The following is a 21031-nucleotide window of genomic DNA, read 5'->3' as shown; positions in this document are numbered from 1 at the left end:
CAGAAGAACGACTAATGGAAGGATGGGATGAAATATGGAAACTGTGAACTTAATAGAATTAACAAAAGACATTCAAGATCAACATAAAAACTTCGTCGTTTCAAACATAAACAGTCATTGCTTACGCATCGCTGTATTTACTGGTGAATATGATTGGCACTATCATTCTAATTCGGATGAATTATTTATTGTGCTAGAGGGAGAGTTACTTATTGATTTTGAAGATGGAGAAACGGCGGTTTTAAAGCCAAATGATTCTATTTTAATTCCAGCATGTACGATTCATAGAACGAGAGCATTAAAGAGGACGGTAAATCTTTGTTTTGAACATATAGAGGCTGATACGATTATAGTGGAGCGATTATGAAAAAATTATCTGTAGCCGAGTATAGAAAAATCATTCCGATTTTGGAAAGTAATACAAGAACGATGACATTTGCTTATGCGGTATGTGATCAAATGGTAGATGGTGAGGTTTTTGTAAACGGGCAATTAACAGCAGGGTTAATTATTACAGCTAACGGTATTTATTATTTATTTGGTGATACTGATGATCAAAATTATAACGAAGAGTTATTTTCATATTTAAAAACAGCTATTGAGAAAACAGAGAAGAGATTTACACTCTTTACTTCAAGTGAAGAGTGGGAAATGATGTTAGAAGAGCGTTTTAGTAATACACTTCGGAACATCCCGCGAATGAAATTTCAAAGAGTAACCTTTGAGGAGAGAAAACGAGATTGTAACAAAAATACATATGAAGTGAAGCGTATTGATAGAAGAGATATAGAGCGAAGCAGTGAATTTAAAGAGAAGTACTACAAAGAATATTGGGGATCAAAAGAAACGTTTTTGAATAGTGGTTTTGGATTTTGTATAGAACAAGATGGGATAATTGTAGCTGAATGCGTCTCAATATTTAGCGGGAATGGTTATGCTGAAATAGATATCGCAACACATGAAGCGCATCAAGGGAAAGGATTAGCTCAAGCTGTTGCAACACGGTTCATTGAACATTGCATGCAAAATGATATTATACCGAGCTGGGATTGTTATGTAGACAATATTCCTTCGCGAAAATTAGCTAGTAAATTAAGTTTTTATCATCCAATAGAATATAGTTTGTTTGTACGTAAGAAAACGGGGGAATAAAAATGAATGTAGAATTAACGAGATTTAAAGTTAAGCCTGGTAAGAGTCATCGAGTAGATGAATGGATGCAGCTTCTTAATGACAATATGAAAGAAGTCCTTTTGACATTAAACGACGAAAAGATGTACGTTGAGACAATTTTCCGGGAAATAAGAGATGGAGAAGAGTACTTATATTGGTATTCTGTGCAAGGAGAAGGCGGGGCTCTTGTCGAAAATTCTCATTATGAAATCGATAAAAAGCACTTAGCGTTTTGGTATGAATGTATTGATGAAGAAGCAATGTCTATTGATATGAAAACAGAAGTTGTTATGATTCAAGATGTTGTGAGGGAAGCGATGGAATAATAGAGTAATATTTTGTGAACAAAAAACAGTCTTATTTTTTTGCTGAAATATATATTATTGGAGATGCTATAGGATGAGAATTAGTAATAAATATATCACTCTCGATGAAATAGAGATAATAAGAGAATCCTTAAATAAATTGCATGAACATCATAATAATAAATCAAAATATTTTTCTGGCGATTACCCAAGAATGACATTTGAGGAACGTATTGAAAATTATAAAAAGAACTCAAAGTACGGAGAATATAGAATTGAATTATTGATTGAGTCAGAAACAGATAATATATTAGGATTTTGTATAGCGTATAGTAAAAGCGTAAGCGGAAAGATTGAAGTTTTATTTGTTGATGAAAAATACCGAAGAAACGGATTCGGTTTGAAATTAATGAATAGTGCAGTGGAATGGTTTAAAGTGAAAAAGATAGATGAAATTGAATTAACAGTAGTGTATGGAAATGAAGCTGTATCATTTTATGAAAAGCTGGGATTTTATCCTCGTTCAATTATTATGGCAACTAAGTCATAACGATAGTATGGGGAGAGATGAGTGGGAGTTTTTGTTTCAAAAAAATGGTTCATATTTTACTAAATTATATGTGAAGAGCACATCAAAATAAATGTGCTTTTTATTATGGAAAAATTTATAAAAGCTGTATTTGGATATCTTTAAGTGAAAATAAAGAGGGATATCGAGAATATTTTAGGATAAACTATAAAGTGAAACTTTAATCAGTGGGGGGGCATCCCCTACTGATTATCAGCCCTCACCAATCGGGCTTTTACGAGCAGTCCGCCCCCCCTAACTTCTTTGCTTCCGCTGAATTTTGATGTGGGGTCTTACTGCCTGTTAATGCGGGATAAAGAAATAAAAAACACCAAAACAAAAGACTTACCAATATACGGTGTAGTCGTAACAGGAAAACAGAGGATTTACAAAGTTTACAAGGGTCACCGTATATTAAGGCTGCTGTAAGAGGTGTAACAGTTGAGAAATATTGATTACGAGTAATTAATGTGAATAATCAGAAAACTTATGTTATAATATGGGAAAAGGAGGTTTATATGAGGCAAATACATGGAGCAATTTATATTTACATAACAATGTTTTTCGTGGCGATATCCTATGGATTGGGGCACGTGTATTCGCATCCTATACTAACTTTTTTAAGCGGAGCATGTATGGCGTTTGCGCTTCTTGTCCACCTTTTCTCAGTTTGGATCGTGAAATTTCAATTAAATATTAGTGAAATAGAAGAAGGCACTTTCTAAGTGGCCTTCTTTTTTTAATAATATTTTGGAAGGTCTTGCAGCAATTTTTCAATTTTGCATTCGGTTTCTTCACATATAGACAGTGTGCGTAGTCGGAAAAACAAACTACGTAAGAAAGATTTTATATTTCCGTATAGGTACTCGTACGATTCAGTATGTAATGTCTGTTTTTTGACGGGTAATTGAGCTACTAATTCATGAAGGGCTAATAGGAGTACCTCTTCCTTTAGACCATTTTGTAGCATTGCGACAATCGGATAAACGAGACGTTCGTCTTCTTCATATTTGTAGTAAATAGAATGGACACAAACTTTGTTTAATAAAGTTTGTAATATTTCTTCGTAATATAAAGTTTCCAGTTTAGGACTACGAACAAGCGCCTCAAATGTATCAGAAGCGTGAGCGATACTATGTGCCCAGCCGTGGTCTTGCACATATCCGCGGAAATCATGCTCGTTGTTCATATATAACACTAATCGATCTTTTACATGTAAAAGATCAGCCTGTGATAAGAAATTATGATTTGTATCGGCATCAATAATGAGTGCAATTAATAATGTTGTAAATGCACGGGTAAATACCGCATCTTCGTCATCCGAATGAATCTTATACAATAAATATTTGTCACTGATGCTTTCTAATAATAGTTTCTGTAATTGTGTGTGTGAAAGGTAGTCCTTTTTGATGAGATGGTAAAAAGTAGAGCAAATAAGTTTGTCCCTTAAATAGCTATCGGTAACACCGATATGTTTAAGCATATTGGAAATTAAAGAATCCATGTTAATTGTATCCATTACGTAATGATTATTACGAATTTCTTCTAACTGTTGTTGTAACATATAAACCACCTGTTTTAGAAAATTCTGTATTTTAATAGTATAATAAGAGGAAGAAATAGACAATAAATAAATGCTTTTGAATGGAGGGGGGCATTATGAAGAGAGCATTATTCTTTTTCATTAGTATTTTCTTTTTAGGAAGCTGTTCCATTTCGTATGTTACTTTTTCTAGCGAGAGCAAAAGTTGGACTGGACAATATAAAGGGCATATTAAGGATGACAGTGAAGATGGGATGTTTACGTTTCAATATAAGGGCGGGGATGGAAAGACAGAATTTAAAAACTTAGAGATTGCTATTAATGGAGCCTTTAGTACAATGACACAAACGTCAGAAGTTCATAGAGGAGCAAAGATTGAAATGAAGTCTTCTTGTGTAAGTTGCGCGCCTATCTCTAAAGATGAACCTATAGAAGTTGTGATTAAATGGGATGATAAGTATGAGGAGAAGATGGTGCTAAATTTGAAATAGTAGAGAAATAGAAAAAGGCAGCAATCCCGCTGCCTTTTTTATTATTTTACAAATTGTAATTCTTTCGGGAATTTCGTTAAAATTTCTGATCCGTCTTTTGTGATGTAAATATCATCTTCAATACGAACGCCACCTACGTTTGGTACGTAAATACCTGGCTCGATTGTGAAGACCATACCTTCTTTTAATGGAGACTCGTTGCCAGCTTTTACATCTGGATATTCGTGTACGCTAATTCCAAGTCCGTGACCCAGGCGGTGTGGGAAGAAGTCACCGTAACCTGCATCTGCGATAACAGAACGAGCAGCGTTGTCGATTGCGCCAAGTGTAACACCTGGTTTACATGCTTCAACTGCTTGTAGTTGTCCAGCAAGTACAGTGTTGTAAATGCGAGTTTGCTCTTCAGAAATTTCACCGAATGCTACTGTACGTGTAATATCAGAGCAATAACCATCAATGATTACGCCTAAATCAAATAGTACGAAATCGCCGCGTTTCATTTTGTTTGCGCCAGGAATACCGTGTGGAAGAGCAGAGTTCGCACCTGCTAATACCATCGTATCAAATGACATTTTATGTATGCCTTTTGTTTTTAATTCGTGTTCAATAATTGCTAATACTTCTAGCTCGCTGCGGTTTTCTTTAATTGCATTTACACCAACTTCAACAGCATAGTCCGCCATTTTAGCTGCTTCGCGTAAAATAGAAAGTTCTTTTTCATCTTTAATTAAACGAAGTTCGCGAACTTTCTCCTCAGCTGATTTGAAAGCTGCATTTGGGAATAATTTCGTTAATTCTTCGTAGCGCTCTACGTTTAAATGTTCTTTTTCAATTGCAACTGCATTTGCATTGATGCCGCGGTCTTTAATTGCTTTTGCAATCATATCCCATGGTCTGTCAGTATCAGTAAATCCGATAATTTCATGTGCCCAGCCAGCGTTACGCGCTTGACCTTCTTCCATTTTAGGGCAAATTAAAATAGGTTCTTTTTCTTGGAATACAAACATACCAAGTAATCTTTCGTGTGGTTCACAGTGGAAGTTTGTCATGTAGAAGACGTTCGGTGTAGAAGTTAAGAACGCAGCTTCTACGTTTTTTTCTTTTAGCCATTGCATTAAATTTTCTAATCTAGCATTCATCGATTGGCACCCCCGAGATATTTAATTACAAATATAACTTTAACTCGGAAGAAAGTGTTATGACAAGTAAATAGATGTTAGAAAAGACAGGGAATTGAAAAATCATGTAGAATAAAAAGTGAGAATGTGAATAGGGGAGGAATGTAATAATGAAAGTATCTTATCATGGACATTCAGTTGTGAAAATTGAGGCGAATGAAAAAGTTATTTTAATTGACCCGTTTTTAACAGGTAATCCGAAAACAGATTTAAAAGCTGAAGATGTAAAAGTGGATGCAATCCTTTTATCGCATGGACACGGTGATCATGTTGGAGATACAGTAGAGCTTGCGAAGAAAAATAATGCAGTTGTTGTAGCGCCATTTGAACTAGCAACATTTTTAAGTTGGCAAGGTGTAAATACACACCCGATGCATATTGGTGGTTCACATGAATTTGACTTCGGAAAAGTGAAGTTTACACAAGCATTCCACGGCTCTAGTTATATTGATGAAGAAAATAAGACGATTACATATACAGGTATGCCAGCAGGTATTTTATTTACAGCAGAAGAGAGAACTGTATACCACGCAGGAGATACTGCACTATTCTCTGATATGAAGTTAATTGGGGAATTAAATAAAGTTGATCTAGCATTTTTACCAATTGGTGATAATTTCACAATGGGACCAGAAGATGCTGTACTAGCGGCAAAATGGATTAATGCGAAAACTGTTGTACCGATGCATTACAATACGTTCCCAGTTATTGAACAAGATCCATATCAATTTGTAGAAAAGCTACAAAATTGTACAGGGAAAGTATTAGAAGCTGGAGAAAGTATTACACTATAGAAAAGAAACCCTTCATTTGAAAAGAAAAGTGAAGGGTTTTTACGTGTGTAGGACAGCTTTTAATACTTGTATTTGTTTTGGTGATTCTTTTCTTTTGGTACGTGGCTGCTCAGGTGTTTCATTCAATTCCATTGTAACTTTTTTCCCATCTACGAAAGCTAAAAATACAGCACCTACAACCTCTAAAAGTTTTTTCATCATGTGTTCGCTCCTTTGTTTTATTTCTTGTCTTAATTGTATAGGTAATCAAGTGTGCGAACTATCGAATGAGATGACAATAGCATTACATTGTTGTAATAGAATGACTGGTGGAATGTAAGAGTCATTTTGTTATAAAAAAAATAGTACAGGTATGCAAAGAGAGAGTGTAACAGTTTTGAAAATATAGTATACTGAAAGTACAACACATGAAGAATTTAGGGAAAAGAAAGTATGGTGAAACCATTTGGCTACCAAGCATAACCAAATTTTAGAACATATTAATAGCCTGCCAGTAGGCCATAAAATTTCTGTAAGACAAATTGCGAAAGATTTGAGTGTAAGTGAAGGGACCGCTTACCGTGCAATTAAAGATGCAGAAAATAAAGGGTATGTTAGTACAATTGAACGTGTCGGAACAATTCGAATTGAACAAAAGAAGAAAGAGAATATCGAAAAACTGACATATGCAGAAGTCGTTAACATTGTCGACGGTCAAGTACTTGGAGGCAGAGAAGGACTACATAAAACGTTAAATAAATTCGTAATCGGGGCAATGAAATTAGAAGCGATGATGCGCTATACAGAAGCTGGGAACTTACTTATTGTCGGTAACCGTACGAACGCACATCAATTAGCGTTAGAAACTGGAGCCGCTGTATTAATTACGGGCGGATTTGATACGGAAGATCATGTGAAGAAATTAGCAGATGAATTAAAACTGCCGATTATTTCAAGTAGTTACGATACCTTTACAGTTGCAACGTTAATTAACCGTGCGATTTACGATCAGCTTATTAAGAAAGAAATTGTACTCGTTGAAGATATTTTAACGCCAATTGAAGAAACGTTATATTTAAAGCCAAATGATACAGTGCAGCAATGGCATGCCTATAATGAAGAGACGATGCACGGAAGGTATCCGATTGTTGATGAAAGTAACAAAGTGCTAGGAATCGTGACTTCAAAAGATATGATCGGTGTAGCGAAAGAAACACCAATTGATAAAGTGATGACAAAACACCCAATTACAGTGAACGGTAAAATGTCTGTCGCAGCTGCGGCACGTATGATGGTGTGGGAAGGTATTGAGTTACTTCCTGTTGTTGATGAAGGAAATAAACTACAAGGTATTATTAGCCGTCAAGATGTACTTCAGGCACTGCAAATGATTCAACGTCAGCCACAAGTTGGAGAAACCATTGATGATATTGTAACGAATCAATTTATGACGCCGAAAGAAGCGAAGAATGAGCATCTATATCAATTTTCGGTGACGCCGCAAATGACGAACTCAATCGGAACGTTATCGTACGGTGTATTTGCAACAATTGTGACAGAAGCGACAAATCGCGTCATTCGTGCGCAAAAGAAAAGCGATTTAATTGTTGAAAACTTAACGATTTATTTCGTAAAGCCGGTTCAAATTGATAATGTTGTATCTGTTCATCCGAAAGTATTAGAAATTGGGCGTAAATTTGGTAAGGTCGATGTAGAGGTGCATCATGAAGGTAATGTTGTTGGAAAGGCATTACTTATGGTGCAGTTAATCGATAAATAAAAAGATGGAACAAATCGTTTTGATTTGTTCCATCTTTTTTTGTTGTTTTAAATTTGAAAGGCATGATTTTAGATGGGAGTTTTAGTGAAATATGTATGGAGTGGAGTGGAAAAGTAACGTAAGAAAAGACAGAATAGTAATTCAATTTGGTTGTATATTGTGTTATGATTATATTGTAAGAAAATGGATTTCTGAAAGGTGGTATGCATTATGTCGTCAGCCGTACTCTTTTTTGGTAGTATCGCACTATTTTACTTTCTTGTAATGATACCGATCCAATATTTATATTTACAAGGTTTACATGAAAAAAAGGAAAAGACAGGATTATCTCAGCGAGAGCTATATGAAAAAATGTCTTTTGGAGAAGAACAACTACATTTTCATGTACAAGGTAACCCATTTAATATACCATCTGCGTTTGTTGCATATATGATTTTGAAAGTTAAGGGACGTAAAAAAGCATCACAATATTGATGCTTTTTTATGTTGCTTCATAGACTTCGGCTTCTTTAACTGCTAATGGCAAGAAATGTTTGTATTGGCGAAACCCGTTAAATACACTTGCACTACCAAATAGAACGAATAAAACACCAACGATAATACGAGCGGTTGAAAGTTCTAAAAAGAATTGGTTTATCCCGAAAAATAAAACGAATGAACCGAGTGCCATTGCGGATTTTCCTGAGAGCCAACCTTTCTCCATTGGGCGGTTTGTACGAAAGTATTTTGTTTTGTAAAAGAGGTACAACATAAATGAGACGATAATACAGAAGACTAATACTGGCATAGTGAACACTCCCATCGCTTTGTGAAAAATAATAGAAAAGAAAAAGAAATATCTAAACTTTCTAACTTTTATTATAAAGCAATTGTTCGCATGTATGAAATACTTTCCGTTATAATGGAGGATAAAGTGAAGAAGTTGATTAAAAAGGAGATTATACATATGCATGAGCAAATTTTAGGAGCAATTAAAGAGTTTGATACAATTATTATTCATCGCCACGTGCGTCCGGACCCAGATGCGTTAGGTTCACAGGGTGGTCTTGGTACAATTCTACAAGAATCGTTTCCAGAGAAAAATATTTATACGGTTGGGTACAATGAACCGTCACTAGCATACTTACGAGTAATGGATGATATTGAAGATAGTGTATACGAAAATGCGCTTGTTATTGTTTGTGATACTGCGAATCAAGAACGGGTTGACGATCAACGCTATACAAAAGGGAAGATGTTAATTAAAATTGATCATCATCCAAATGAAGATCCATATGGAGATATTACGTGGGTAGACACGACAGCGAGTTCTACAAGTGAAATGATTTATGAGTTTTATAACTATGGAAAAGATAAAGGATTAAAAATAACAAAAGAAGCAGCTCGCCTTATTTTAGCAGGAATTGTTGGAGATACAGGTCGTTTCTTATTCCCAAATACGACAGCAAAAACACTTCGTTACGTAAGTGAGCTTGTTGATATGGGTGTGAAATTCACAGATTTATACAATGAAATGTATAAGACAAAAGAAAAAATTGCTCGTTTAAACGGTTATATTTTACAAAACTTTACGATGGTAGAAGAAGGAGCAGCTTACATTAAATTAACGAAAGAAGTATTAGAAGAGTTTGATGTACTTCCTTCTGAAGCATCTGGTGTTGTTGGAGCGCTTGGCAATATTGATGGATTAAAGGCGTGGGTTCTATTTTTAGAGGAAGATGACGTAATTCGTGTTCGTCTTCGTTCAAAAGGACCAGTTATAAACAAATTGGCAATGCAATATAACGGCGGAGGGCATCCGATGGCTTCTGGTGCCAAGGCATCTTCTTGGGAAGAAGCGGATCGTCTTTTTGCTGATTTACGTGAGATTTGTAAATAAAAGACTATATGTTAGAACGAAAAGAAGGAGCGGCGCTAAAGCCCTCCTTCTTTATTTTTCTTTCTCTATAGTAATGCTAATTTCAAGCACTGTATCAAAAGATATTGTATCGACTTTAAAACGGTATAGCCGATCGTAATGTTTGTATGTTTTATTTTCGATTACCTTTTTTAGTAGGTCTTTATTTTTTGCGATACTTTGAATGTTTTTCGTTAAAAGATGCTGGAGATCATTATGAATAGATGTAGTCATATTTTCGAGTGTAAGATTGTCTAAATCGTATTTTTCTCGATTGATAAGTTTTATTTTAATCTCTTGAATGGTTAAGAGCCGTTTATTTTCAGTGTTCAATTTTTCTTGATCTTCGAGAAGGACGTGGAGCTTTGCTTCTTGTTTTTCTATAATTTCTCTTTGTTCTGCTATTTTACTAGCTTGTTCTTGTTGAAAAACACCGTATATGTATAAAAAAATAAACCAGCTCAACACGCCTCCAACAGCAGCACCAGCTAATACTAAGTACCATCTTTTTGCTGTATTGGCACTTGGTACTCTCATACATGTTCCTGCGTTAGCCATTTAATAATAATGAGACCTGTTTGCATACCACCAGTTGCGAAAAAAATAAGGAGAATTTGTTTTACGATATCTTTCATATCTCCGCCAAAGAAACTTCTTTCAAAGCTATAAAAGGTATCGAATGTTCCGCCGATTGCTGCAACGAGTGCCCAAATTCTTAAATTTTGGGCGAATTGATTAATGTAAGTTAGAGCTGGTTTTCCGATAAGAAACGCACCAAATCCACCAATTAATGAACCGCCAAGTATAACCCCAAAGGCAATAAAATAACTAATAATAAGCAGAGAGAAAAAAGTATGTTCTCTTACATCCATCGTCATTCCCCTTTCTTCTTCATATATATGGACAAAGTATAAGAAGTATGTTTTGATTTCCGCTTTCCTCATCACCTATAATAAAAGTAGTCAAATAGGTAAAGAGAGGGTACAACAGTGAAGTTTGTGCATTTACAATGTCAAACCGTTTTTAGTTTATTAAAAAGTGCTTGTAAAATTGATGAGCTTGTAGTCAGGGCGAAAGAACTTGGTTTTTCATCGCTAGCTATTACGGATGAAAATGTTATGTATGGTGTTATTCCGTTTTATAAAGCATGTAAGAAACATGGTATACAGCCTGTTATTGGATTAACCGCTTCTATTTTTAGTGAAGAAGAAGAAAGGTCTTATCCGCTTGTATTACTTGCTGAGAATGAAATAGGCTACCAAAATTTATTAAAGATTTCTAGCAGTATTATGACAAAGTCCAAAGAAGGTATTCCTAAGAAGTGGCTTGCGCATTATGCGAAAGGATTAATTGCTATTTCGCCAGGTAAAGATGGCGAAATTGAGCAATTATTACTAGAAGACAATGAGAGTCAGGCTGAAGAAGTAGCTCGCACGTATCAAAATATGTTCGGCCATTTTTATATGAGTTTGCAGCATCATGCAATTCAAGATGAGTTGCTTTTACAAGAGAAACTACCTGAATTTATTAGTAGGGTTAATATTCCAGTCGTTGCAACAAACGATGTGCGCTATATCAATCAAAGTGACGCGCTTGTTCATGAATGTTTACTATCTGTTGAAAGTGGAACGAAAATGACTGATCCAGATAGGCCGAGGCTGAAAACAGATCAGTATTATTTAAAGTCATCGGATGAAATGGAAGCACTATTTTCCCATGCGCCGGAAGCAATCCGAAATACAATAAAAATTGCAGAGCGTTGCCAAGTAGAAATACCGTTCCATGTAAATCAACTTCCGAAGTTTCCTGTTCCGTCTAATGAAACGAGTGATATATACTTGCGTCGTGTTTGTGAAGAAGGTTTGCGGAAACGATATGGTGAACCGAAAGAAGTGCATATAAAGCGTTTGGATCATGAATTAAATGTTATTTCTCGTATGGGATTTAGTGATTATTTCCTCATCGTATGGGATTTTATGAAGTATGCACATGAAAATCATATTCTAACAGGACCAGGTCGTGGATCGGCAGCTGGTTCACTCGTTTCATACGTATTAGAAATTACAGATATTGATCCAATTGAATACGATCTATTATTTGAAAGGTTTTTAAATCCTGAACGTGTGACGCTTCCTGATATTGATATTGATTTTCCAGACGTAAGACGTGATGAGATGATTCGCTATGTGAAAGATAAATACGGTCAGCTCCGTGTTGCGCAAATTGTAACGTTTGGTACGCTTGCAGCAAAAGCGGCAATTAGAGACATTGCCCGCGTAATGGGGCTTCCGCCGCGAGATATTGATATATTTTCAAAACTTATCCCATCAAAGCTTGGTATAACGTTAAAAGATGCATATGAAGAATCACAATCACTTCGTGAGTTTATACAAGGGAATCTTTTGCATGAGCGTGTGTTTGAAATCGCAAAACGTGTAGAAGGTTTACCACGTCATACGTCTATTCATGCGGCTGGTGTTATTATGAGTCAAGAACCGCTAACAGGCAGTGTAGCAATTCAAGAAGGACATAACGATGTTTATGTTACGCAATATCCAGCCGATGCGCTAGAAGAACTTGGGTTGCTTAAGATGGACTTTTTAGGATTACGTAATTTAACGTTACTTGAAAATATTATAAAATTTATCGCGAACAAAACTGGGAAAGAAATCGATATAAGAAACTTACCTCTTCAAGATGAAAAGACATTCCAATTATTAGGGAGAGGAGATACAACAGGTGTATTCCAGCTTGAGTCAGGCGGTATGCGAAATGTACTTCGCGGGTTAAAACCGAATGAGTTTGAAGATATCGTAGCTGTTAACTCGTTATACAGACCAGGACCGATGGAACAGATACCGACTTTTATTGAATCGAAACATGGAAAAAGAAAAATCGAATATTTACATCCGGATTTAAAGCCAATTTTAGAAAGAACATACGGCGTCATTGTATACCAAGAACAAATTATGCAAATTGCATCGAAGTTAGCAGGGTTTTCGCTTGGAGAAGCAGATTTACTGCGCCGTGCAGTGAGTAAAAAAAATCGTGATATTTTAGATCAGGAACGTAAGCATTTCGTCCAGGGATGTTTGCGAAATGGATATGATGAGACGTCTGCTGAAAAAATTTATGATTTAATTGTAAGATTTGCGAATTACGGTTTTAACCGAAGTCACGCTGTAGCTTACAGTATGATCGGATATCAGCTTGCCTATTTGAAAGCGAACTATACGCTGGAATTTATGACGGCATTATTATCAAGCGCAATTGGAAATGAAGATAAAATTGTACAGTATATACGAGAAACGAAGCGGAAAGGTTTTCACGTTTTGCCGCCGTCTCTTCAGAGAAGTGGTTATAACTTCCAAATAGAAGGGAATGCGATACGTTACAGTTTACTTTCGATCCGAAATATTGGAATGGCTACAGTGACGGCATTATTAGAAGAACGAGAGAAAAAAATGTTCGAAGATTTATTTGAATTTTGTCTCCGTATGCCGTCAAAGTTCGTAACGGAGCGTAATTTAGAAGCTTTCGTCTGGTCGGGATGTTTTGATGATTTTGGTGTTTCGAGAACGAATTTATGGAAGAGTATTAAAGGGGCGTTAGAGTACGCGAATCTCGCACGTGATTTAGGAGATGCTGTTCCAAAATCAAAATATGTACAAGGAGAAGAGCTATCTTTTATTGAACAACTAAATAAAGAGAAAGAAGTACTTGGCTTTTATTTATCAAGTTATCCGACAGCGCAATATGTGAAGTTAGCAAAAGAATTAGAAATTCCATCTCTCGCTCAGGCGATGCGACACAAGAAAAAAGTACAAAGAGCTATTGTGTATATAACAAGTGTTAGAGTGATTCGTACGAAAAAGTTTCAAAAGATGGCATTTATTACATTCTGTGATCAAAATGATGAAATGGAAGCGGTCCTCTTCCCAGAAACGTATATACATTTCTCGGATAAGTTGCAAGAAGGAGCAATTGTTTTAGTTGACGGTACGATTGAGCTAAGAAATCATAAGCTGCAATGGATTGTAAATGGACTATATCTGCTAGAGGAAATGGATGTTTATGAAGAAAAGAAAGACGTATCTGTTTACGTGAAATTGCCATCTCAGTATGAGAAAAAGCTTTTAAATCGGGTTACGAAAATATTGTTCGACTATTCAGGTTTTGCGAAAGTACTAATTTATTATGAAAAGGAACATAAAATGGTACAATTATCTCGGAGTTTATCGATTCATCCAAGTGAAGAATGTTTAGGAGCACTTCGTGAAATTGTCGGGGAAGAAAATGTAGTTGTGAAAATATAATGGACAATTTCCCTACACTTCGATTATTATAGTAGTAGTGTTCGTGGTCAGACCACTTGGAGAAATTGATATCAGCAAGAATAATTTGAGGAGAGTGGATAGTTTGTCAACACTTCGTGAAGAAGCACTTCACATGCATAAAGTGCATCAAGGAAAATTAGAAACTGTATCAAAAGTAAAAGTAGAAAATGCAAAAGATTTAAGTCTTGCATATTCTCCAGGGGTTGCAGAACCTTGTAAAGAAATTTATGACGATAAAAGTAAGGTATATGAATATACGATGAAGGGAAATATGGTAGCAGTTGTGACAGATGGAACAGCTGTACTTGGTCTTGGTAACATTGGACCTGAAGCATCTCTTCCAGTAATGGAAGGTAAAGCTGTATTATTCAAGAGCTTTGCTGGTGTAGATGCATTCCCAATTGCCTTAAATACAAACGATGTAGATAAAATTGTTGAAACTGTAAAATTAATGGAGCCAACTTTTGGCGGCGTTAACTTAGAAGATATCGCAGCACCAAACTGCTTCATTATTGAAGAGCGTTTGAAAAAAGAAACAAATATTCCTATCTTCCATGATGATCAACACGGAACAGCTATTGTAACAGTAGCAGGTCTTGTAAATGCACTGAAATTAGTTGGAAAGAAAATGTCTGACATTAAAGTTGTCGCAAATGGCGCAGGTGCAGCAGGTATTGCAATTATTAAACTTTTATATCGCTATGGTGTACGCGACATTATTATGTGTGACCGTAAAGGGGCAATCTATGATGGTCGTCCTACAGGTATGAATCCGGTGAAGGATGAAGTTGCAAAATATACAAATAAGAATCGTATAGAAGGTTCTTTAGCTGATGTTGTACAAGGTGCAGACGTATTCATTGGTGTATCTGCAGAAGGTGCATTAACAGAAGAGATGGTTCGTACAATGAATGACGATGCGATTATTTTTGCAATGGCGAATCCAGTTCCAGAAATTATGCCAGAATTGGCAAAAGCAGCGGGCGCAGCTGTTGTTGGAACAGGTCGTTCTGACTTCCCGAACCAAGTAAATAATGTACTGGCGTTCCCTGGTATTTTCCGCGGTGCACTTGACGTACATGCGACACAAATTAACGAAGAAATGAAGATGGCAGCTGTACAGGCTATTGCTGAGCTTGTAGCAGAAGATGAGTTAAATGCAGACTATATCATTCCGGCACCATTTGACGCGCGTGTAGCGCCTCAAGTATCGGCTTACGTTGCAAAAGCAGCAATGGAGACAGGAGTAGCTCGCCGTCAAGTAGATCCAAATGAGATCGCTGAAAAAACAAAACAATTAGCGCTGATTGGTAAAGAATAAGCGAGGAAATTCCATTGACATCATCAAATACAAAAGTATATCTCGAAATTGTAAAAAAAATCCGTTCCATTATGGAAGAGGATGGATTGGTGGCGGGGGATCGTTTGCCGTCTGAGCGTGAGTTAAGTTCACGCTTAAACGTAGGACGTTCCTCTGTAAGAGAAGCATTGCGTGCTTTAGAACTGGTAGGATTGATTGAAACGAGACGTGGTGAAGGGACGTTTATTCGAAACTTTTATGATAACGGTCTTGTACAATTAATTGCTCCGTTCTTATTGCAAGATGAGAAAACAATTCGTGATTTATTACAAACGAAACGATTACTCGAGAAAGATATGATTCGAATTGTATGTAATTTACCGAAAGAAACGTTTTCTAAAGTGCTAAGTAAATTACACCAAGTACTTGAAGGAAATGAAAACTCAATCCCAACGCTTCATCAAACGTTCTTTAAAACACTTATTGAACAAGTCGATAATTATTTACTATATCGCATTTGGATGATCGTAAATGATTACGTATCAACGCTTTCTTGTAAAGTTTCAAGAGATTCTATCGATATGTATAGAAAGCTTTACGCTACTTTGGAAGAAAAACAAGAAAATGATGCACTAAAAATTTACGATGAATTAGTAGAGAATATACAGTTTCACTCGTAATGTATAAAATTTGTCGAAATGACCATGACACGTTATGACAAACATTCTACCGCGTAGCGGTTAAAGTTAAACGTAAAGAGTGAGGTTATTAGACAGATTGAGAAGATAAGGCTAACATCAAACTTTGGTGTTAGCCCCATTTTCTTCTTACGCTAACCTTAGCTCTCAACGAAGGGGGTCAAATTGTGCTAAGAGATTTATTCGTGAAAAAGAAAAAGTACGCTGCAATACCTTCAGAACAAGTACGAAAAGATGTGCCAGATGGCGTTATGACAAAATGTCCGGAATGTAAAAAAATCATGTATACGAAAGAACTTCTAAAAAATTTAAAAGTATGTGTGAATTGTGGATATCATCATCCTATGAATGCATGGGAACGTCTTGATAGTATATTGGACGAAGGGTCATTCCGTGAGTATGACAAAGAAATGGTTTCATTAAATCCACTCGAGTTTCCAGGTTATGAAGAGAAACTAGAGAGCGATCGTAAGAAGACTGAATTGAACGAAGCGGTTGTAACTGGTGAAGGAACAATTGATGACATGCTTGTTGTTGTTGCAGTAATGGATTCTCGTTTTCGAATGGGGAGCATGGGCTCTGTAGTAGGAGAAAAAATCGCCCGTGCGGTTGAAAAGGCGTACGACTTACAAGTTCCATTTATTATCTTTACTGCTTCGGGTGGTGCCCGTATGCAAGAAGGTATATTAAGTTTAATGCAAATGGCAAAAACAAGCGTAGCTTTGAAAAAGCATAGTAATGCAGGAGGATTATTTATTTCTGTTATGACTCACCCAACGACGGGCGGGGTTTCAGCGAGTTTCGCTTCACTTGGTGATTATAATCTTGCAGAACCGGGTGCACTTATCGGATTTGCTGGTAGACGTGTAATTGAACAAACGGTGCGTGAGAAACTACCGGAAGATTTCCAAACGGCAGAATTCTTACTAGATCATGGTCAATTAGATGCGGTGGTGCATCGTGATGATATGAGAGAATCGCTTCGTAAGATTTTAGAAGTTCATCAAGGAGGGGAAGTGGCTGTATGGCAGAGCTAGAATTTGAAAAACCAGTTGTTGAGCTAAGAAATAAGATTCGTGAACTGAAAGACTATACGAAAAACAGCCAGATGGACTTCAGTGAGGAGATTCGTATTTTGGAAGAAAAGCTAGAAAATTTAGAGGAAGATATATACGGCAATCTAAAAGTATGGGACCGTGTTCAAATTGCTCGTCATGCAGAACGACCGACAACGCTCGATTATATTGAGCACTTATTTACTGATTTTTTCGAATGTCATGGAGATCGTCTATTTGGCGATGATGCAGCGATTGTCGGCGGCATTGCGAAATATAAAGGGATGCCTGTAACTGTAATTGGGCATCAGCGCGGAAAAGATACAAAAGAAAATATTCGCCGTAACTTTGGAATGCCTCATCCAGAAGGATATCGAAAAGCACTGCGTCTCATGAAACAAGCGGAAAAGTTTAATCGTCCTATTATTTGTTTCATCGATACGAAGGGAGCTTATCCTGGTAAAGCAGCTGAAGAACGTGGACAAAGTGAAGCTATTGCCCGCAACCTATTTGAGATGGCAGGTTTAACGGTACCAGTTATTTGTATCGTTATCGGTGAAGGCGGTAGTGGTGGTGCGCTAGGCCTTGGAGTAGGAGATTACATTCATATGCTAGAAAATTCCACTTATTCTGTTATTACACCAGAGGGTGCAGCGGCAATTCTTTGGAAAGATGCAGGAAAAGCAAAGGAAGCTGCAGAGGCAATGAAAATTACAGCAGCAGATTTGAAAGAATTAGGTGTAATTGATGAAATTATTCCAGAGACAAAAGGTGGAGCTCACCGTAATATTTTGAAACAGTCAGAAAATATAGACTTAATAATTAGAAAAACTTTTGAACAATTAAACGGAATTTCGAAAGATGAATTAATCGAAAAACGTTATGAAAAATATATGAAAATTGGGCAAGTTTCGTTTTCAAACGCTTCCATTGGGATAAAATAAGAAAAGCGTGCGTTCCTCTTCGCGAATGCACGTTTTTATTATGAAAAGACACATCTTCTCCATTGTGTTTTTATATTTTTTCGTGTTATTTTATTATAAGGCAAATAATCTTTATGAGGTGAGTACAAATGAAACGTATTGGTGTATTAACAAGTGGTGGAGATTCACCTGGTATGAATGCTGCCATTCGTGCAGTTGTTCGTAAAGCGATTTTCCATGATATTGAAGTATATGGTATTTACCATGGATACGCTGGATTAATTTCTGGTCACATTGAAAAATTAGAACTTGGTTCTGTTGGCGATATTATCCACCGCGGTGGTACGAAATTATATACAGCAAGATGTCCTGAGTTTAAAGACCCAGAAGTACGACTAAAAGGTATCGAGCAATTAAAGAAACATGGTATCGAAGGACTTGTTGTTATTGGTGGAGATGGTTCTTACCAAGGCGCTAAAAAATTAACTGAACAAGGATTCCCATGTGTTGGTGTACCAGGTACAATCGACAATGATATCCCTGGAACAGACTTCACAATTGGTTTCGATACAGCTTTAAACACTGTTATTGATGCAATTGATAAAATCCGTGATACAGCTACATCTCATGAACGTACATATGTTATCGAAGTAATGGGACGTCATGCTGGAGATATCGCATTATGGGCTGGTTTAGCTGATGGTGCAGAAACAATCTTAATTCCAGAAGAAGAGTATGACATGGATGATGTAATCGCTCGTCTAAAACGTGGTAGCGAACGTGGTAAAAAACACAGTATTATCATTGTAGCTGAAGGTGTTGGAAGTGCAATTGACATCGGTAAGCACATTGAAGAAGCAACAAACTTTGATACTCGTGTAACTGTATTAGGTCACGTACAACGTGGTGGATCACCAAGTGCACAAGACCGTGTATTAGCAAGTCGTCTTGGTGCAAGAGCAGTTGAGTTGTTAATTGCTGGTAAAGGTGGACGTTGTGTAGGTATTCAAGATAATAAACTTGTTGATCATGACATTATCGAAGCGTTAGCTCAAAAGCATACAATCGATAAAGATATGTATCAATTATCTAAAGAATTATCCATCTAATCGGCGTAATGTCAGATATTTGGGAACGGTTTCATAATTTTCGGAGGTGCAATATGCGTAAAACTAAAATTGTATGTACTATAGGTCCTGCTAGTGAAAGTATTGAAAAATTAGAGCAATTAATCGAAGCAGGTATGAACGTTGCTCGTTTAAACTTCTCTCATGGTAGCCATGAAGAGCACGGAGCTCGTATTAAAAACATTCGTGAAGCTTCAAAGAAAACTGGTAAAACAGTTGGTATCTTACTTGATACAAAAGGTCCAGAAATCCGTACTCACGACTTCGTAGACGGACAAGCTGAGCTTGTAACAGGTGCAGAGGTAGTTCTTTCTACTGAGCAAGTATTAGGTACTGCAGAGAAGTTCTCTGTATCTTATGCTGGTCTTTATGACGATGTAGACCCAGGTTCTCGTATTCTAATCGATGACGGTCTTATCGAACTAGAAGTAATCGAAAAAGCTGATGGAAACATCCGTACAAAAGTTCTTAACAGCGGAACTGTAAAAAATAAAAAAGGTGTTAACGTACCAAACGTAAGCATTAAGCTTCCTGGTATCACTGAAAAAGACGTAAAAGATATCATCTTCGGTATCGAGCAAAAAGTTGATTTCATTGCAGCTTCATTCGTACGTAAAGCGTCTGACGTATTAGAAATCCGTGAATTATTAGAAGAGCATAACGCTCAATACATCCAAATCGTACCAAAAATCGAAAACCAAGAAGGTATCGACAACATCGATTCAATCTTAGAAGTTTCTGACGGTTTAATGGTAGCTCGTGGTGATATGGGTGTAGAAATTCCACCAGAAGAAGTACCGTTAGTACAAAAACGTCTAATTAAAAAATGTAACGTGTTAGGTAAACCGGTTATTACTGCAACACAAATGTTAGATTCTATGCAACGTAACCCACGTCCAACTCGTGCGGAAGCAAGTGACGTAGCTAACGCAATCTTCGATGGTACAGATGCAATCATGCTTTCAGGTGAAACAGCTGCTGGACAATATCCGGTAGAAGCAGTAACAATGATGGCTAACATTGCGGTACGTGTTGAAAAATCATTACAATATGAAGATATGTTCAAAAAACGTATTAAAGAGTTCACTCCAACAATTACAGATGCAATTAGCCAATCTGTTGCGCATACAGCACTTGCTCTTGATGTAGCTGCAATCGTAGCTCCAACAGAAAGTGGATATACTGCGAAAATGATCTCTAAATACCGTCCAAAATCTCCAATCGTAGCTGTAACATCTGACGAGCAAGTAGGACGTCGTCTTGCACTTGTTTGGGGTGTACAAGCATTTATGGCTGAGAAGCGCGCAGCTTCAACTGACGAAATGTTAGATACAGCAATTCAAACAGGTATGGATGCGGGTCTAATTGGACTTGGAGATACTGTAGTGATTACTGCGGGTGTTCCAGTTGCTGAAACTGGTACAACAAACTTAATGAAAATCCACGTTGTTGGTGAAGAAATTGCTAAAGGACAAGGAATTGGTCGTAAAGCTGCAAAAGGTAAAGTAGTTGTAGCAAAAACAGCTGCTGAAGCTGTAGCGAACGTAAACGAAGGTGATATCCTTGTTACAACAAGCACTGATAAAGATATGATTCCTGCAATCGAAAAAGCTGCGGCTTTAGTTGTAGAAGAAGGTGGCTTAACAAGCCATGCAGCTGTTGTAGGCGTATCAATCGGTATTCCTGTTATCGTTGGTGTAAACGGCGTAACAGCAACTTTAAAAAATGGCCAAGAAGTAACAGTTGATGCAGCACGCGGAATTGTTTATAATGGACATGCGGAAGTGCTATAAGTAATACGGAGAGAAGGATCGGAGTCCTTCTCTTTTTTTTACACAAAAACGAGATAGAATTAGCTTAAAGCGCCTAGAATTGCTTTTAAA

The 21031-nt window shown here is 36.8% G+C and carries 23 protein-coding genes and 1 pseudogene; 18 read left to right on the top strand and 6 right to left on the bottom strand.

Going from position 1 to position 21031, the window contains the following annotated elements:
* Positions 1-34 precede the first annotated feature (34 nt).
* From ACS2CR_RS00590 to ACS2CR_RS00565, 6 genes and pseudogenes are all read left to right on the top strand, one after another.
* Positions 35-367 (top strand): cupin domain-containing protein, encoded by a 333-nt coding sequence (locus ACS2CR_RS00590; protein WP_000450932.1) that lies wholly within the window; start codon positions 35-37, stop codon positions 365-367.
* Positions 364-1152, top strand: a complete 789-nt coding sequence (locus tag ACS2CR_RS00585) for a GNAT family N-acetyltransferase (RefSeq protein ID WP_053514528.1) — start codon at positions 364-366, stop codon at positions 1150-1152. The genes ACS2CR_RS00590 and ACS2CR_RS00585 overlap by 4 nt, the downstream gene beginning before the upstream one ends.
* A gap of 2 nt (positions 1153-1154) precedes the next feature.
* On the top strand, positions 1155-1499 hold the full coding sequence (locus ACS2CR_RS00580; protein WP_001100208.1) for a DUF6176 family protein: 345 nt from the start codon (positions 1155-1157) through the stop codon (positions 1497-1499).
* Positions 1500-1572: 73 nt separating this feature from the next.
* Positions 1573-2028 carry a GNAT family N-acetyltransferase gene (locus tag ACS2CR_RS00575; RefSeq protein ID WP_001222921.1) on the top strand — a complete coding sequence of 152 codons (456 nt, stop codon included), beginning with the start codon at positions 1573-1575 and terminating at the stop codon, positions 2026-2028.
* 333 nt (positions 2029-2361) lie between these two features.
* A pseudogene (locus ACS2CR_RS00570) lies at positions 2362-2501 on the top strand (anti sigma factor C-terminal domain-containing protein); the annotation flags it as partial.
* A 63-nt stretch (positions 2502-2564) separates the two neighbouring features.
* Positions 2565-2771, top strand: a complete 207-nt coding sequence (locus ACS2CR_RS00565; protein WP_001248905.1) for a hypothetical protein — start codon at positions 2565-2567, stop codon at positions 2769-2771.
* Between the two features lie 14 nt (positions 2772-2785).
* Here the strand turns inward: ACS2CR_RS00565 and ACS2CR_RS00560 are convergent, their stop codons facing one another.
* Positions 2786-3610: a DUF2785 domain-containing protein gene (locus ACS2CR_RS00560; RefSeq protein ID WP_000941455.1), complete on the bottom strand. Its 825-nt coding sequence runs from the start codon at positions 3608-3610 to the stop codon at positions 2786-2788.
* 95 nt (positions 3611-3705) lie between these two features.
* On the opposite strand from ACS2CR_RS00560, the gene ACS2CR_RS00555 reads away from it, so the two are divergent.
* Positions 3706-4080 (top strand): hypothetical protein, encoded by a 375-nt coding sequence (locus ACS2CR_RS00555; protein WP_000816708.1) that lies wholly within the window; start codon positions 3706-3708, stop codon positions 4078-4080.
* 41 nt (positions 4081-4121) lie between these two features.
* On the opposite strand, the gene pepQ is transcribed toward ACS2CR_RS00555, so the two are convergent.
* Entirely contained in the window at positions 4122-5219 is a 1098-nt protein-coding gene (pepQ, locus tag ACS2CR_RS00550; protein WP_000994032.1) for a Xaa-Pro dipeptidase, read from the bottom strand.
* Positions 5220-5368: 149 nt separating this feature from the next.
* Here pepQ and ACS2CR_RS00545 point away from each other — a divergent pair, with 149 nt between their 5' ends.
* Entirely contained in the window at positions 5369-6052 is a 684-nt protein-coding gene (locus ACS2CR_RS00545) for a metal-dependent hydrolase (protein ID WP_000868920.1), read from the top strand.
* 39 nt (positions 6053-6091) lie between these two features.
* Here the strand turns inward: ACS2CR_RS00545 and ACS2CR_RS00540 are convergent, their stop codons facing one another.
* On the bottom strand, positions 6092-6253 hold the full coding sequence (locus tag ACS2CR_RS00540) for a hypothetical protein (protein ID WP_000976306.1): 162 nt from the start codon (positions 6251-6253) through the stop codon (positions 6092-6094).
* Positions 6254-6497: 244 nt separating this feature from the next.
* Here ACS2CR_RS00540 and ACS2CR_RS00535 point away from each other — a divergent pair, with 244 nt between their 5' ends.
* Both ACS2CR_RS00535 and ACS2CR_RS00530 read left to right on the top strand, forming a co-directional pair.
* A complete protein-coding gene (locus ACS2CR_RS00535; protein WP_000201590.1) occupies positions 6498-7811 on the top strand; it encodes a CBS domain-containing protein in 1314 nt (437 codons plus the stop codon).
* Between the two features lie 210 nt (positions 7812-8021).
* On the top strand, positions 8022-8285 hold the full coding sequence (locus tag ACS2CR_RS00530) for a DUF3949 domain-containing protein (RefSeq protein ID WP_000093045.1): 264 nt from the start codon (positions 8022-8024) through the stop codon (positions 8283-8285).
* 7 nt (positions 8286-8292) lie between these two features.
* On the opposite strand, the gene ACS2CR_RS00525 is transcribed toward ACS2CR_RS00530, so the two are convergent.
* The gene (locus tag ACS2CR_RS00525; RefSeq protein ID WP_001144776.1) at positions 8293-8598 is read right to left on the bottom strand and encodes a YtpI family protein; all 306 of its coding nucleotides are present in this window, start codon (positions 8596-8598) and stop codon (positions 8293-8295) included.
* A 159-nt stretch (positions 8599-8757) separates the two neighbouring features.
* Here ACS2CR_RS00525 and ACS2CR_RS00520 point away from each other — a divergent pair, with 159 nt between their 5' ends.
* Positions 8758-9690, top strand: coding sequence for a DHH family phosphoesterase (locus ACS2CR_RS00520; RefSeq protein WP_000545136.1), 933 nt, complete (start codon positions 8758-8760; stop codon positions 9688-9690).
* Between the two features lie 51 nt (positions 9691-9741).
* On the opposite strand, the gene ytrI is transcribed toward ACS2CR_RS00520, so the two are convergent.
* A complete protein-coding gene (ytrI, locus tag ACS2CR_RS00515) occupies positions 9742-10245 on the bottom strand; it encodes a sporulation membrane protein YtrI (protein WP_001265740.1) in 504 nt (167 codons plus the stop codon).
* On the bottom strand, positions 10242-10655 hold the full coding sequence (locus ACS2CR_RS00510; protein WP_002005839.1) for a YtrH family sporulation protein: 414 nt from the start codon (positions 10653-10655) through the stop codon (positions 10242-10244). Before ACS2CR_RS00510 ends, ytrI begins: the two co-directional genes overlap by 4 nt.
* 42 nt (positions 10656-10697) lie before the next feature.
* Between ACS2CR_RS00510 and dnaE the strand changes: the two genes are divergently transcribed.
* The 7 genes from dnaE (at position 10698) to pyk (ending at position 20941) form a co-directional block, all read left to right on the top strand.
* Positions 10698-14024 (top strand): DNA polymerase III subunit alpha, encoded by a 3327-nt coding sequence (dnaE, locus tag ACS2CR_RS00505; protein WP_053514526.1) that lies wholly within the window; start codon positions 10698-10700, stop codon positions 14022-14024.
* 133 nt (positions 14025-14157) lie between these two features.
* On the top strand, positions 14158-15366 hold the full coding sequence (locus ACS2CR_RS00500; protein WP_162230567.1) for an NAD(P)-dependent malic enzyme: 1209 nt from the start codon (positions 14158-14160) through the stop codon (positions 15364-15366).
* Positions 15367-15380: 14 nt separating this feature from the next.
* Positions 15381-16025 carry a FadR/GntR family transcriptional regulator gene (locus tag ACS2CR_RS00495; RefSeq protein WP_000204440.1) on the top strand — a complete coding sequence of 215 codons (645 nt, stop codon included), beginning with the start codon at positions 15381-15383 and terminating at the stop codon, positions 16023-16025.
* A gap of 185 nt (positions 16026-16210) precedes the next feature.
* The gene (gene accD, locus ACS2CR_RS00490) at positions 16211-17080 is read left to right on the top strand and encodes an acetyl-CoA carboxylase, carboxyltransferase subunit beta (RefSeq protein ID WP_000942857.1); all 870 of its coding nucleotides are present in this window, start codon (positions 16211-16213) and stop codon (positions 17078-17080) included.
* The gene (gene accA / locus ACS2CR_RS00485) at positions 17068-18042 is read left to right on the top strand and encodes an acetyl-CoA carboxylase carboxyl transferase subunit alpha (protein WP_000818807.1); all 975 of its coding nucleotides are present in this window, start codon (positions 17068-17070) and stop codon (positions 18040-18042) included. The genes accD and accA overlap by 13 nt, the downstream gene beginning before the upstream one ends.
* Positions 18043-18170: 128 nt before the next feature.
* Positions 18171-19130, top strand: coding sequence for a 6-phosphofructokinase (pfkA, locus tag ACS2CR_RS00480; protein WP_000821156.1), 960 nt, complete (start codon positions 18171-18173; stop codon positions 19128-19130).
* A 53-nt stretch (positions 19131-19183) separates the two neighbouring features.
* A complete protein-coding gene (gene pyk, locus ACS2CR_RS00475) occupies positions 19184-20941 on the top strand; it encodes a pyruvate kinase (protein WP_001232673.1) in 1758 nt (585 codons plus the stop codon).
* Positions 20942-21031 lie beyond the last annotated feature (90 nt).

The sequence above is a fragment of the Bacillus cereus group sp. BceL291 genome, from assembly GCF_051776705.1.
Lineage (GTDB): Bacteria > Bacillota > Bacilli > Bacillales > Bacillaceae_G > Bacillus_A > Bacillus_A cereus.
The sequence above is the reverse complement of the archived record's forward strand: the minus strand, read 5'-3'. Positions and strand labels throughout refer to the sequence as shown.

Bases quoted from the DNA above. Each gene is read 5' to 3' on its own strand.
- ACS2CR_RS00590 (WP_000450932.1), top strand. From the start codon at position 35: ATGGAAACTGTGAACTTAATAGAATTAACAAAAGACATTCAAGATCAA.
- ACS2CR_RS00585 (WP_053514528.1), top strand. From the start codon at position 364: ATGAAAAAATTATCTGTAGCCGAGTATAGAAAAATCATTCCGATTTTG.
- ACS2CR_RS00580 (WP_001100208.1), top strand. From the start codon at position 1,155: ATGAATGTAGAATTAACGAGATTTAAAGTTAAGCCTGGTAAGAGTCAT.
- ACS2CR_RS00575 (WP_001222921.1), top strand. From the start codon at position 1,573: ATGAGAATTAGTAATAAATATATCACTCTCGATGAAATAGAGATAATA.
- ACS2CR_RS00565 (WP_001248905.1), top strand. From the start codon at position 2,565: ATGAGGCAAATACATGGAGCAATTTATATTTACATAACAATGTTTTTC.
- ACS2CR_RS00560 (WP_000941455.1), bottom strand. From the start codon at position 3,610: ATGTTACAACAACAGTTAGAAGAAATTCGTAATAATCATTACGTAATG.
- ACS2CR_RS00555 (WP_000816708.1), top strand. From the start codon at position 3,706: ATGAAGAGAGCATTATTCTTTTTCATTAGTATTTTCTTTTTAGGAAGC.
- pepQ (WP_000994032.1), bottom strand. From the start codon at position 5,219: ATGAATGCTAGATTAGAAAATTTAATGCAATGGCTAAAAGAAAAAAAC.
- ACS2CR_RS00545 (WP_000868920.1), top strand. From the start codon at position 5,369: ATGAAAGTATCTTATCATGGACATTCAGTTGTGAAAATTGAGGCGAAT.
- ACS2CR_RS00540 (WP_000976306.1), bottom strand. From the start codon at position 6,253: ATGATGAAAAAACTTTTAGAGGTTGTAGGTGCTGTATTTTTAGCTTTC.
- ACS2CR_RS00530 (WP_000093045.1), top strand. From the start codon at position 8,022: ATGTCGTCAGCCGTACTCTTTTTTGGTAGTATCGCACTATTTTACTTT.
- ACS2CR_RS00525 (WP_001144776.1), bottom strand. From the start codon at position 8,598: ATGCCAGTATTAGTCTTCTGTATTATCGTCTCATTTATGTTGTACCTC.
- ACS2CR_RS00520 (WP_000545136.1), top strand. From the start codon at position 8,758: ATGCATGAGCAAATTTTAGGAGCAATTAAAGAGTTTGATACAATTATT.
- ytrI (WP_001265740.1), bottom strand. From the start codon at position 10,245: ATGAGAGTACCAAGTGCCAATACAGCAAAAAGATGGTACTTAGTATTA.
- ACS2CR_RS00500 (WP_162230567.1), top strand. From the start codon at position 14,158: ATGCATAAAGTGCATCAAGGAAAATTAGAAACTGTATCAAAAGTAAAA.
- accA (WP_000818807.1), top strand. From the start codon at position 17,068: ATGGCAGAGCTAGAATTTGAAAAACCAGTTGTTGAGCTAAGAAATAAG.
- pfkA (WP_000821156.1), top strand. From the start codon at position 18,171: ATGAAACGTATTGGTGTATTAACAAGTGGTGGAGATTCACCTGGTATG.
- pyk (WP_001232673.1), top strand. From the start codon at position 19,184: ATGCGTAAAACTAAAATTGTATGTACTATAGGTCCTGCTAGTGAAAGT.